Source organism: Vibrio sp. Vb1729 (assembly GCF_033338655.1).
GTDB classification, from domain to species: Bacteria; Pseudomonadota; Gammaproteobacteria; order Enterobacterales; family Vibrionaceae; genus Vibrio; species Vibrio alginolyticus.
The window spans coordinates 1-13,268 of record NZ_JAWOTB010000013.1 but is presented as its reverse complement, the minus strand read 5'-3'; the positions used below and the strand labels follow the sequence as shown (position 1 = coordinate 13,268).

At 45.3% G+C, this 13,268-nt stretch carries 12 protein-coding genes; all 12 read left to right on the top strand.

What is annotated here, in order from left to right; translation table 11 throughout:
• Nucleotides 1–50: 50 nt before the first annotated feature.
• The gene (gene relA, locus R7E29_RS08860) at nucleotides 51–2,270 is read left to right on the top strand and encodes a GTP diphosphokinase (protein ID WP_005380915.1); all 2,220 of its coding nucleotides are present in this window, start codon (nucleotides 51–53) and stop codon (nucleotides 2,268–2,270) included.
• A 349-nt stretch (nucleotides 2,271–2,619) separates the two neighbouring features.
• Nucleotides 2,620–3,423: a nucleoside triphosphate pyrophosphohydrolase gene (gene mazG / locus R7E29_RS08855; protein WP_053306773.1), complete on the top strand. Its 804-nt coding sequence runs from the start codon at nucleotides 2,620–2,622 to the stop codon at nucleotides 3,421–3,423.
• Between the two features lie 205 nt (nucleotides 3,424–3,628).
• Nucleotides 3,629–5,269: a CTP synthase gene (locus tag R7E29_RS08850; protein ID WP_021034029.1), complete on the top strand. Its 1,641-nt coding sequence runs from the start codon at nucleotides 3,629–3,631 to the stop codon at nucleotides 5,267–5,269.
• Nucleotides 5,270–5,347: 78 nt separating this feature from the next.
• Nucleotides 5,348–6,649 carry a phosphopyruvate hydratase gene (gene eno, locus R7E29_RS08845; protein ID WP_033907438.1) on the top strand — a complete coding sequence of 434 codons (1,302 nt, stop codon included), beginning with the start codon at nucleotides 5,348–5,350 and terminating at the stop codon, nucleotides 6,647–6,649.
• Between the two features lie 547 nt (nucleotides 6,650–7,196).
• On the top strand, nucleotides 7,197–7,478 hold the full coding sequence (gene ftsB, locus R7E29_RS08840; protein WP_005380907.1) for a cell division protein FtsB: 282 nt from the start codon (nucleotides 7,197–7,199) through the stop codon (nucleotides 7,476–7,478).
• 1 nt (nucleotide 7,479) lies between these two features.
• Nucleotides 7,480–8,187, top strand: coding sequence for a 2-C-methyl-D-erythritol 4-phosphate cytidylyltransferase (ispD, locus tag R7E29_RS08835; RefSeq protein ID WP_017821625.1), 708 nt, complete (start codon nucleotides 7,480–7,482; stop codon nucleotides 8,185–8,187).
• Between the two features lie 14 nt (nucleotides 8,188–8,201).
• Nucleotides 8,202–8,678 carry a 2-C-methyl-D-erythritol 2,4-cyclodiphosphate synthase gene (gene ispF, locus R7E29_RS08830; RefSeq protein ID WP_005380896.1) on the top strand — a complete coding sequence of 159 codons (477 nt, stop codon included), beginning with the start codon at nucleotides 8,202–8,204 and terminating at the stop codon, nucleotides 8,676–8,678.
• 45 nt (nucleotides 8,679–8,723) lie between these two features.
• A complete protein-coding gene (gene truD, locus R7E29_RS08825) occupies nucleotides 8,724–9,767 on the top strand; it encodes a tRNA pseudouridine(13) synthase TruD (RefSeq protein WP_017821624.1) in 1,044 nt (347 codons plus the stop codon).
• Entirely contained in the window at nucleotides 9,767–10,543 is a 777-nt protein-coding gene (gene surE, locus R7E29_RS08820) for a 5'/3'-nucleotidase SurE (protein ID WP_005380894.1), read from the top strand. The genes truD and surE overlap by 1 nt, the downstream gene beginning before the upstream one ends.
• Nucleotides 10,543–11,169 carry a protein-L-isoaspartate(D-aspartate) O-methyltransferase gene (locus tag R7E29_RS08815; protein ID WP_005380892.1) on the top strand — a complete coding sequence of 209 codons (627 nt, stop codon included), beginning with the start codon at nucleotides 10,543–10,545 and terminating at the stop codon, nucleotides 11,167–11,169. The genes surE and R7E29_RS08815 overlap by 1 nt, the downstream gene beginning before the upstream one ends.
• A 13-nt stretch (nucleotides 11,170–11,182) precedes the next feature.
• Nucleotides 11,183–12,106 (top strand): peptidoglycan DD-metalloendopeptidase family protein, encoded by a 924-nt coding sequence (locus R7E29_RS08810; RefSeq protein WP_054577173.1) that lies wholly within the window; start codon nucleotides 11,183–11,185, stop codon nucleotides 12,104–12,106.
• Between the two features lie 80 nt (nucleotides 12,107–12,186).
• On the top strand, nucleotides 12,187–13,173 hold the full coding sequence (gene rpoS / locus R7E29_RS08805) for an RNA polymerase sigma factor RpoS (protein WP_005380887.1): 987 nt from the start codon (nucleotides 12,187–12,189) through the stop codon (nucleotides 13,171–13,173).
• Nucleotides 13,174–13,268 lie beyond the last annotated feature (95 nt).

Genomic DNA, 13,268 nt, shown 5'->3' with positions numbered 1-13,268 from the left:
CCTGGACGGTGTTAGTCAAACCACACGAATATAATAATTAGGATGATGAGATGGTTGCGGTAAGAAGCGCGCATTTAAACCAAGATGAACAGTTTGAACTCGAAAACTGGGTGGCTAGCCTAGGACAAGAGAAAAACACAGCCTCACGCTTAATCGAAGTATATCGAGATTGCCAGACGGTATTAGCTGATAACGAGCAAGCGGAGCTGTTGTTGTGGCGTGGACGAGAAATGATCGAAATTTTGATCACCTTGTCTATGGATCAAGCCACTTTAGTGGCTGCTCAACTGTTTCCTTTGGTTTCAAGTGGTGCTTTTAACAGAGAAATTCTGGAAGAGAAATACAGCAAAGAAATCATAAAATTAATCGACGGCGTTGAAGAAATGGCTGCTATTGGCCAACTCAACGTCAACATGGAAGGCAGTGCAGCGTCATCTCAGGTAGATAACGTACGCCGTATGCTGCTTGCCATGGTGGATGACTTCCGCTGCGTAGTTATCAAGCTCGCGGAACGAATTTGTAATCTTATTGAAGTTAAAAAAGCGCCAGATGAAGTTCGACGTGCGGCGGCAAAAGAGTGTGCCAACATCTATGCGCCGCTAGCAAACCGATTAGGCATCGGTCAGCTGAAATGGGAAATTGAAGATTACGCTTTCCGCTACCAACAACCGGAAACTTACAAACAAATTGCCAAACAGCTTTCTGAGCGACGCATTGTTCGTGAACAGTACATCAAAGACTTTGTTGAAGACCTCACGCACGAAATGGAAGTGTCGGGCATCAATGCCGAAGTGAGTGGTCGACCTAAGCACATCTACAGCATTTGGCGAAAAATGCAGAAAAAGAGTTTGGCCTTTGATGAGCTGTTTGATGTGCGAGCAGTGCGTATCATCGCAGACAAACTGCAAGATTGTTACGCGGCTTTAGGCGTAGTTCACACCAAATACAAGCACCTACCGAGCGAGTTTGATGACTACGTTGCTAACCCTAAACCAAACGGTTATCAATCGATCCACACCGTAATTCTAGGGCCAGAAGGCAAAACCATCGAGATCCAGATTCGTACCAAGCAAATGCATGAAGAGTCGGAGCTGGGTGTTGCCGCGCACTGGAAATATAAAGAAGGGGCAAGCAGCCGAAGCGGTTATGATGAGAAGATCACGTGGCTGCGTAAGCTACTGGATTGGCAAGAAGAAATGTCTGACTCTGGCGAAATGCTCGATGAGCTGCGTAGCCAAGTCTTTGATGACCGTGTTTATGCCTTTACACCACGTGGTGATGTTGTCGATTTGCCAATGGGGGCAACGCCGCTAGATTTTGCCTATCACATTCACTCCGAAGTGGGACACCGTTGTATCGGTGCCAAAGTCGGAGGTCGTATTGTGCCATTCACGCATAAATTACATATGGGTGACCAAGTCGAGATTATCACTCAGAAAGAACCTAACCCATCACGTGACTGGTTAAACCCATCATTAGGCTTCGTTCATTCTGGTCGTGCGCGTGCCAAAATTAACGCCTGGTTCCGAAAACAAAGCCGTGAGAAGAACCTTGAAGCAGGTCGTGAAATCCTTGAGCATGAGTTAGCCAAAATTGGCGCAACGTTAAAAGATGCAGAGCATTACGCCCTCAAGCGGTTTAACGTCAAAACACCAGATGAATTGTATGTTGGTGTAGGTAGCGGTGATTTGCGTATCAACCAAATAATTAATCATATCAACGCGTTAGTTAACAAGCCAACGGCAGAGGAAGAAGATCAGCAAGCACTGGAAAAACTGCAAGAAGCTGAGCATAAATCACCCGCGCAAAGCCGACCGAAAAAAGACGCAGTTGTAGTAGAAGGCGTCGATAACCTAATGACACATCTAGCACGTTGCTGTCAGCCAATTCCAGGTGACGATATCTCTGGTTACATAACGCAAGGTCGTGGGATTTCAGTACACCGTAGTGACTGTGAACAGCTAGAAGAACTGCGCCATCATGCGCCAGAGCGCATCATCGATACAGTCTGGGGCAGCGGCTTTGTGGGGTCATACATCCTCACCGTGCGTGTTGAAGCGATGGAGCGAGGTGGTCTACTCAAAGACATTACGACACTGTTCGCCAACGAAAAGATCAAAGTGACCAGTATGAAGAACCGAGTCGACTACAGACGTCAACTTGCCATCATGGACTTTGACCTAGAAGTCACCAATATTGAGGTGCTTTCGCGGGTTTCGAAACGTGTGGAACAGATCAAGGATGTCATGACGGTGAAACGCCTCGGCTAAAACTCTCGTCATAGTTATCGTTGTAGCGTTGTTGACTGCACGCACTCGCTCCATCACATGGTGAACCATGCTCAGGAGTCTCGTTTGTTTGTCGCCTAGCTACAACTTCAATTATTTACAGAGTTACACTTGCGTCATATTTGGCTTTTTATCTGCGTTAGCTGCACTTATTCCGACGTGCCGGCTCAGGGGCATCACATAGTAGGCTATGCTCAGGAGTCGCGAAAACTTGTTGCCTTGTCAAAGTAACAATTACTTAGTGAAAGCTGCTGAGAAAATATAATGTAGAAGGTGAGTGGTTTTGGCTGCTCACCTTTTTCTTTAATAGAAAGGTTTAAAGGAACAAAAAATGAGTCATCCAATTGAACAGTTAGAACAAATCATGGCGAAGCTGCGTGACCCCGAAAACGGTTGCCCTTGGGACTTAAAACAAACCTTTGACACCATCGTTCCGCATACAATAGAAGAAACCTACGAGGTGGTGGACGCGATTCAAAATCGAGATTGGCTCAATCTAAAAGAAGAGCTAGGGGATTTGTTGTTTCAGGTGATTTTTTACAGTCAGCTAGCGAAAGAGCAAGAGCTGTTCGACTTTTCGGATGTCGTCGAAACCGTGAACGAAAAACTGACTCGTCGCCACCCGCATGTTTTTTCAGATGTTGAGTTTGAATCTGACGAGGAAATTAACGCGAACTGGGAAGCGGAAAAAGCAAAAGAAAAAGCCCTAGTAGGCAAAGCGGAAGAAAGTATCCTAGACTCAATACCAAACTCTTTACCGGCACTTTCTCGTGCTACAAAAATTCAGAAAAAATGTGCAAAATTTGGGTTTGATTGGGATTCACTTGGCCCGGTTGTCGATAAAGTACGAGAAGAAATTGACGAAGTCATGGAAGAGGCACTGCAAGTTCAGCCCGATGAAGAGAAAGTTGAGTTGGAACTCGGTGATTTGCTATTTGCGACTGTCAATTTGGCTCGCCACCTTGATAAAAACCCAGAAGTCGCGCTAGGAAAAGCAAACGTAAAGTTTGCGCGACGTTTTAAACAAGTTGAAGGCAAGGTCCAGCAGTTAGGCAAAGTACTCACAGATTGTTCTTTATCAGAACTCGACCATTTTTGGGATGAAGTAAAACAAGAAGAATCGAGGCAGAGGTAAACTGGCAGAATACATAATATAAGGTCCGCTTGTTTGGTTACACGAAAACGGACTTTGGTTTGTCTTTGCTCACTTTGATTTGAAGCAAAAAATAAAAAATTACGGTGTGATAGATTTCACGTTGTGGCGGTAAGGAGCTTCTGGTATATTTATCTCCCGTCCAGAAGCACTCCATTTCCCTCATTCAACCAATTTCAGGTTAAACATGACGACAAATTACATTTTTGTTACTGGCGGGGTTGTATCCTCTCTAGGTAAAGGTATTGCAGCAGCATCTCTTGCGGCTATTCTAGAAGCTCGTGGTCTTAAAGTGACTATGATGAAGCTTGACCCTTACATCAACGTTGACCCGGGCACAATGAGCCCTACTCAGCACGGTGAAGTGTTCGTTACAGAAGATGGCGCAGAGACTGACCTTGACCTTGGTCACTACGAGCGTTTCATCCGTACCAAGATGACCAAGCGTAACAACTTCACTGCAGGTCGTGTTTATGCCGACGTACTTCGTAAAGAACGTCGTGGTGACTACCTAGGCGCAACTATTCAAGTTATCCCTCATATCACTAACGCAATCAAAGATCGCGTTATTGCAGGTTCTGAAGGCCATGATGTGGCTATCGTTGAAGTTGGCGGTACTGTTGGTGATATCGAATCACTACCATTTATGGAAGCGATTCGTCAGCTAGCTGTTGAGCTAGGCCGTGAGCGCGCAATGTTCATGCACCTAACACTTGTTCCTTACCTAGCGGCAGCGGGCGAAGTGAAAACTAAGCCGACGCAACACTCTGTAAAAGAACTTCTATCTATCGGTATTCAGCCAGATATCCTAGTTTGCCGTAGCGATCGCGTTATTCCTGCGAATGAGCGTAAAAAAATCGCACTGTTCTGTAATGTTCCAGAAAAAGCAGTAATTTCAATGAAGGATGTAGATTCTATCTACAAGATCCCTCAGTTGATTAAATCTCAAGGGCTAGATGACCTTGTGTGTGCTCGCTTTGGTATTACTGCTCCTGAAGCAGACCTTTCTGAATGGGAACAGGTTATCTACGAAGAAGCAAATCCTACTGGTGAAGTAACCATCGGTATGGTTGGTAAATACATTGAATTACCAGATGCATACAAATCTGTGAACGAAGCGCTTAAACACGCTGGCTTGAAAAACCGCCTAAGCGTCACAATTAAGTATGTAGACTCACAAGATATCGAAACAAAAGGCGTTGAACTTCTAGAAGGTTTGGACGCAATCCTAGTACCAGGTGGCTTCGGCGATCGTGGTATTGAAGGCAAGATCCGTGCGGCTCAATATGCACGTGAAAATAACGTGCCTTACCTAGGTATTTGTTTGGGTATGCAAGTTGCACTAATCGAATACGCGCGTAACGTTGCGGGTATGGAAGGTGCACATTCAACAGAATTTAACAAAGAGACTAAGTACCCTGTGGTAGGTTTGATCACAGAGTGGGTAGACGAATCAGGTAGCGTAGAAGAGCGTACTGAAAAGTCTGACCTAGGCGGTACGATGCGTCTTGGTTCACAGCTGTGTCACCTAGAGAAAGGGACTAAAGCTCGTGAACTGTACGGTAGCGCGACGATCCATGAACGTCACCGTCACCGTTACGAAGTGAATAACGTGCTTCGTCCGCAAATCGAAAAAGCAGGCCTAAAAGTATCAGGTCTATCTGCGGACAAGAAGTTAGTGGAAATGATTGAGAACCCAGCTCACCCATGGTTTGTAGCGGCTCAGTTCCACCCAGAATTCACCTCGACTCCTCGCGATGGACATCCATTGTTTGCAGGTTTTGTTAAGGCTGCGGGCCAAAACGCACGCGGCGAATTCGAGAAGTAAAAGGATACGGGCGGCGGCGAAGGTTGTGCTGCTGCCCTTTAAGATTGACATTTATATTTGAAACGAGAGGAAACATTAATGTCTAAGATCGTTAAAGTTCTAGGTCGTGAAATCATCGACTCACGTGGTAACCCAACTGTAGAAGCTGAAGTACACCTAGAAGGCGGTTTCGTAGGTATGGCGGCAGCTCCATCTGGCGCATCTACTGGTTCTCGCGAAGCTCTTGAGCTACGTGACGGTGACAAAGCACGTTTCCTAGGTAAAGGTGTTCTTAAAGCAGTTGAAGCTGTAAACGGCCCAATCGCTGAAGCTCTAGTTGGCAAAGACGCTAAAGACCAAGCTGCAATCGACGCAGTAATGATCGAACTAGACGGCACTGAAAACAAATCTAAATTCGGTGCTAACGCTATCCTAGCTGTTTCTCTAGCAAACGCTAAAGCTGCTGCTGCTGCGAAAGGCATGCCTCTATACGAGCACATCGCTGAGCTAAACGGCACTGCAGGTCAGTTCTCTATGCCTCTACCAATGATGAACATCATCAACGGTGGCGAGCACGCAGACAACAACGTTGACATCCAAGAGTTCATGATCCAACCAGTTGGCGCTAAGACTCTTAAAGAAGGTCTACGTATCGGTGCAGAAGTATTCCACAACCTAGCTAAAGTTCTTAAGTCTAAAGGCTACAGCACTGCAGTTGGTGATGAAGGTGGTTTCGCTCCTAACCTTAAATCTAACGCTGAAGCTCTAGAAGTTATCGCAGAAGCTGTTGCAGCTGCTGGTTATGAACTAGGTAAAGACGTTACTCTAGCTATGGACTGTGCTGCATCTGAGTTCTTCGACAAAGAAGCTGGCATCTACAACATGAAAGGCGAAGGTAAAACTTTCACTTCTGAAGAGTTCAACCACTACCTAGCTGAGCTAGCTAACCAATTCCCAATCGTTTCTATCGAAGACGGTCTAGACGAGTCTGACTGGGATGGCTTCAAGCACCAAACTGAACTACTAGGTGGCAAGCTTCAACTAGTAGGTGACGATCTATTCGTTACTAACACTAAGATCCTTGCTGAAGGTATCGAGAAAGGCGTAGCTAACTCTATCCTTATCAAGTTCAACCAAATCGGTTCTCTAACTGAGACTCTAGCTGCAATCAAGATGGCTAAAGACGCAGGTTACACAGCAGTAATCTCTCACCGTTCTGGCGAAACTGAAGATGCAACTATCGCTGACCTAGCGGTAGGTACAGCTGCAGGTCAAATCAAAACTGGTTCTATGAGCCGTTCTGACCGTGTTGCTAAGTACAACCAGCTAATCCGTATCGAGGAAGCTCTAGGTGAGCGCGCTCCTTTCAACGGTCTTAAAGAAGTTAAAGGTCAAGCTTAATTCTTCACTAAATTAGCAGCTTAACTTAAAGCTTTTAAAACACCCTGCTTTGGCGGGGTGTTTTTTTATATAACGGAAGCGCTAAGTGAGCGCGCTCCTCCATGTTTCAAGGAAGCGGTCTTAAAGAAGTTAAAGATCAAGCTTAATTCTTAACTGAGTTAACGGCTTAAATTAAAGCTTTTGAAAACGCCTCGCACTTGCGGGGCGTTTTTTATATGACGGAAGCTCTAAGTGAGCGCGCTCCTCCATGTTTCAAGGAAGTGGTCTCAAAGAAGTTAAAGGTCAGGCTTAATTCTTATTGAGTAAAGTTTCGCTAAATAGCTTTTTGAAACCCTCGCTACGGCGGTTTTTTGTATTTATAGGTTTGTATTTTTGGCTCTTACTTTGGTCATGGGTAAGGAGCGCTTCCTATGAGCTTGTTTCATTTTGCTGCTTATTTCTTGTAAGGAGCGTGTGAGTCTCCCTTTCTCCCCTAGAGGCAACCTCGCATTTATGCTATATATGTCACCTTATCTAATTCCTTCCGGTACAGAATGTTAGCAGCGATATGCGAATCTTTGTTATAGCCCTTACGCTACTGTTTGGCTTGCTTCAATACACTCTATGGTTTGGTAAAAACGGAGTGTCTGACTACTACACAGTAAAAGATGAAATTGAAGTTCAGCAACAAGTGAACAGCAAGCTACAAGCTCGCAACAATGAAATGTTCGCTGAGATTGATGACTTAAGGCAAGGTCTTGATGCGATTGAAGAACGTGCGCGTCATGAGCTCGGTTTAGTTAAAGATGGCGAGACTTTTTACCGCATTATAGGTGAGGAAAACCATTAAAATGTTGGATATGAACTCATCGCATATCGCAATTGTGCCAGCTGCGGGTGTGGGTAGCAGAATGAAGGCAGATCGCCCTAAGCAATATTTATTGATCGAAGGTAAAGCGGTACTGGAACATACCGTAGAGAAACTGCTTTCCCACCCAAATATTTCTAAGGTTGTCGTTGCCATTACTGACGGCGACCCATATTACCCAGAATTGTCCATTGCTAAGCACCCAGATGTGATTCGTGTAGCTGGTGGTAAAGAAAGAGCAGACTCTGTGTTATCAGGGCTAAACTATGTCAATGAGCATCTGGAAAGCGAGTGGGTATTAGTCCACGACGCTGCGAGGCCATGTGTATTAACATCCGACATTGACCGTTTGATTGATGTTTGCTGCGCCCACTCAACGGGTGGCATTCTCGCATCTCCTGTGAGAGATACAATGAAGCGAGCAAACGCAGTACAAGATATCGATCATACGGTAGATAGAGAAGCATTGTGGCATGCACTTACTCCACAAATGTTTAAAACTCAGCAGCTTACTCAAGCACTGGCTGACGCATTAGAACAGGGTGTAACCATTACCGATGAAGCCTCGGCTTTGGAATGGTTAGGCGAGAAGCCAGCCTTAGTTCAAGGGAATGCGAACAATATAAAAATCACTCAGCCAGAAGATCTTGCGTTAGCCGAGTTTTATCTAAGCCGTGAGCGCGGCGAATAAAGAAAGGATAGAAAATGATTCGAATTGGTCATGGTTTCGATGTACATAAATTCGGTGGTGAAGGCCCAGTCATTATTGGTGGTGTAGCAATCCCTTATGAGCAAGGTTTGATTGCTCACTCAGATGGCGATGTAGCGTTGCATGCGTTAACGGATGCTCTGCTGGGCGCGATTGCTGCCGGCGATATTGGTCGTCATTTCCCAGATACGGATGATAAATGGAAAGGCGCAAACAGTCGTGAATTACTGAAAGACGTTTACCGTCGAGTTAAAGAGCAAGGCTACCGTCTTGGCAATGCTGATGTAACCATCATGGCACAAGCGCCTAAAATGGCACCACACATTGACGCAATGTGTGCGGCGATAGCCGAAGACCTAGAAACCGACATTAGTAACATTAACGTAAAAGCGACGACGACAGAACGTCTCGGTTTTACTGGACGCAAAGAAGGCATTGCAACGGAAGCCGTTGTACTTCTGTTTAAGCAATAACTAGCAATTTGCTCCTCTAAGCTGTGATATCAGCGGAAACACATCATGTCAGACATTTTATCTTCATTGGCTTACCTAACGGGTAAGCCAGTTGCATCGGCAAAAATTAAAGCGCAGCCAGAGCATTTTCAGGTTCGCGAAGATTTAGGTTTTGCCTTTACGGGCGAAGGCGAGCACTTAATGGTTCGTATCCGTAAAACGGGCGAGAACACCAGCTTCGTTGCTAACGAGTTAGCAAAAGCCTGTGGTGTTAAGTCGAAAGACGTTAGCTGGGCGGGTCTTAAAGACCGTCATGCGGTGACGGAACAGTGGTTAAGTGTCCATTTACCAAAAGGTGAAACGCCAGATTTTTCAGCGTTTTTGGCTCAATACCCAAGTATCGAAATCCTTGCAACAGATCGTCACAATAAAAAACTGCGTCCTGGTGACCTAGTAGGAAACGAGTTCGTGGTTACTTTGTCTGAAGTGACAGATATAGCGGATGTAGAGCAACGTCTTGAAAAAGTGAAACAAGTTGGCGTGCCAAACTACTTTGGTAGTCAGCGTTTTGGTAACGATGGCAACAACCTTGAAGAAGCACGTCGATGGGGACGCGAAAACGTTCGTACCCGCAATCAAAACAAGCGAAGCATGTATTTATCAGCGGCTCGTTCGTGGATTTTCAACCGCATCGTTTCAGCTCGTCTAGAGAATTGTGTGTTTGATAAGTTCATTGATGGTGACATTGCACAGACGAATTCTGGCACTCAGTTGATTGATGCAAACAACATCACTGATTTGCAAGTGCAATTTGCACAAGGTGAAGCGGCAATTACCGCTGCGCTTGCTGGCGATAATGCACTGCCTACTCAAGCCGAGGCTCTGGCATTAGAGCAACCGTTTTTAGACGAAGAGCCTGACCTCATGGCGCTGATTCGTGGTAATCGCATGCGCCACGATCGTCGCGATATTGCGCTGAAGCCAAAAGATTTAGCTTGGACGGTTGAAGGTAACAACATTACGCTGACTTTCTCACTGGATGCGGGATCTTTTGCGACCTCTATTGTTCGTGAGTTAGTTAATGAGGTTGAAGTAGAAAGAGAATACTAATGGAACAGGATTCACGAAACCCGAAGCCCTTAAGAGTCTTAATCAGCAATGATGATGGTGTTCATGCTCAAGGGATTCATGCCCTCGCTGATGAGTTGAGAGATATCGCTGAAGTGACCATTGTCGCACCTGATCGAAATCGTTCAGGTGCTTCGAATTCACTCACATTAGAACAACCATTACGCGTGACAGAAATTGCCCCAAATATCTACTCAGTGCAAGGCACGCCCACGGATTGTGTGCATTTCGCGCTGAATGAGCTAATGAAAGATGATTTGCCTGATCTTGTTCTGTCAGGAATCAACCATGGCGCTAATTTGGGTGATGATGTTCTTTATTCTGGAACAGTAGCAGCAGCCATGGAAGGTCATTTCCTTGGCGTTCAGTCGGTGGCTTTTTCTCTAGTGGGTAAGCGACATTTCGAATCCGCCGCTAAAATTGCACGTCAAATTGTACAACAGCATTTAGCGTCGCCGATTCCAACGAATCGTCTACTGAACGTAAACGTGCCTGACTTACCATCAGAGAATTTAGGTGAAATTGAAGTTACGCGTTTAGGTGCACGTCATCACGCAGAGAATATGATCAAGCAGAAAGATCCGAGAGGCCATGACATTTATTGGTTAGGGCCACCAGGAAAGGAGCAAGATGCAGGAGAGGGCACGGACTTTTATGCAATTGAGCATGGCCGAGTTTCAATGACGCCTCTGCAAGTTGATCTCACCGCTCACGAGTCGCTGCGTGCTATGGATAGTTGGTTAAAGGAAGAGAAGTAATGAGTAACCCACATGCTGACAGGTTGATAGCGTTTCTTATCTCCAGTGGCATCAAAGACCAAAGAGTTCTGGATGCTATCCAACGCTTGCCACGAGAAAGCTTTGTTTCTCAAGCGATGATGCACCAAGCCTATGATAACAATGCGTTACCAATTGGTCAGGGACAAACTATTTCTCAGCCTTATATCGTTGCGCGTATGACCGAGTTGCTTGAGCTAGAGCCGGCGAGTCGTGTTCTGGAAATCGGAACGGGATCGGGTTATCAAACCGCGGTACTGGCGCAAATTGTTGATCATGTATACTCCGTTGAGCGAATTAAATCGTTGCAATGGGAAGCAAAGCGTCGCCTGAAGCAATTGGATATTTACAATGTTTCAACTAAGCATGCTGATGGGTGGCAGGGCTGGGAAGCGCGAGGTCCTTTCGATGCTATCATTGTTACCGCTGCCGCTGAAGTGATTCCCCAAGCTCTTCTCTCACAATTAAGAGATGGCGGCAAAATGGTCATTCCTGTTGGAGATACGGAGCAACAGTTATTAAAAATAGAGCGTAAGGGAGACGAATATCTCTCTACCGTTGTAGAAATGGTTCGGTTCGTACCTCTGGTTGCGGGTGATTTAGCTTAAGGGTTAGGGATAGGTGAATAAGTTACTACGTCATATTGGTATTAGCTTTGTGTTTGCTGCAGGACTAGTTGGTTGTGCAGCGCATTCCCCTGCACCTGTCTCTAGCCTAAAAAAAGACTATTCAAGCCTTGAAAGAGGGAGTTACAGAGGGAGTTATTATGAGGTAAAAAAAGGCGATACGCTTTACTTCATAGCTTATGTCACAGATAAAGATGTAAATGATCTTGTTCGTTACAATGAGTTAACTCAGCCTTACACTATCTACCCAGGACAGAGGCTAAAACTTTGGGCTCCGAAATATGTCGCCCCTAAATATGGTCAAAAAGTTGAACCCGTTGTAGCTCCTGTTGTTACGACACCCCCAGCTCCAGTGACGAAAACATCAACAGCCTCTAAACCTAAACCTTCGAGTAAAAACTCTAGTCAAAAACCTACAGAGACTAAGCCTAAAGTCGTACAAAAACAGCCTCCAAAGAAGGTTGAACAATCGAAAACAAAGGAGTATGTTGGTTCAAAAGATAACCAAAAAGTGAAGCAAAAAGCGCCAACTACCACAGAAAAGAGTGATAAAGTCTCAAAGTGGTTGTGGCCAACAAAAGGGAGAGTAATCAAGAACTTTTCGGCGGGAGAACAGGGAAATAAAGGTATCGACATCGCAGGACAGCGTGGTCAACCTATCGTTTCAACCGCAGCCGGCACAGTCGTTTATTCAGGCAATGCGCTACGAGGTTATGGCAACTTAATTATAGTAAAGCATAACGACAATTATTTAAGCGCATACGCACATAATGACAAACTGCTGGTCACAGAAGGACAAAGCGTAAAAAGCGGACAAAAAATCGCCACCATGGGTAGTTCAGGTGCAAAGTCGGTCAAACTACACTTTGAAATTCGCTATCAAGGTAAATCAGTGAATCCAAAACGCTATTTGCCTTAAAACTTTGAAAAACAACTTGCGACATCATTTAGCGACATATTGAGTTGTCATGTCTTGCTAACTCGCCAGGGGGAGGCGTTATGAGTATCAGCAACACAGTAACCAAAGTTGAAGAGTTTGCATTTGATAATGCGTCAGTGAAGACCATTGATAACGAACTCGAAAGATCATCATCCACAGAAAGCAAAGCGACTGCGCGTGAAGAATTTGACGCGAGCAGTAAAAGCTTAGATGCAACTCAGTTGTATTTGGGCGAAATTGGCTTCTCACCTTTACTTACTGCCGAAGAAGAAGTGCTTTACGCAAGACGCGCCCTACGTGGCGACGAAGCGGCACGCAAACGTATGATCGAAAGTAACCTACGTTTGGTTGTTAAGATTTCTCGTCGATACAGTAACCGTGGTCTAGCACTACTTGATCTGATTGAAGAAGGTAACCTCGGCTTGATCCGAGCGGTCGAAAAATTCGACCCAGAACGTGGTTTCCGTTTCTCTACTTACGCAACGTGGTGGATCCGACAAACGATAGAGCGAGCGTTGATGAACCAAACTCGCACGATCCGTCTACCTATCCATGTAGTGAAAGAGCTGAACATTTATCTGCGTACTGCGCGTGAACTTTCTCAAAAGCTCGATCACGAACCGACCGCAGAAGAAATTGCTGCTCAATTAGATATTCCAGTCGAAGACGTAAGCAAAATGTTACGCCTTAATGAGCGTATTAGCTCTGTCGACACGCCAATCGGTGGTGACGGTGAGAAAGCGCTGCTGGATATTATTCCTGATGCAAACAACTCTGATCCAGAAGTTTCGACTCAAGATGACGACATCAAATCATCGTTGATTCATTGGTTAGAAGAGTTGAATCCGAAACAGAAAGAAGTGCTTGCACGTCGCTTCGGCCTACTAGGCTACGAGCCTTCGACGCTGGAAGAAGTTGGTCGAGAGATTGGTCTGACACGTGAGCGAGTACGTCAAATACAAGTGGAAGGTTTACGTCGTCTTCGTGAAGTCCTAATCAAACAAGGTTTGAATATGGAAAACTTGTTTAACGTAGAAGACGATTAAATAATCCGTATTTCACTATGACCCGTCCTGATATGGGTTGACACTTTTTAACTAAAACGCTCGATGTACTTCATCGGGCGTTTTGTATTTTAAAG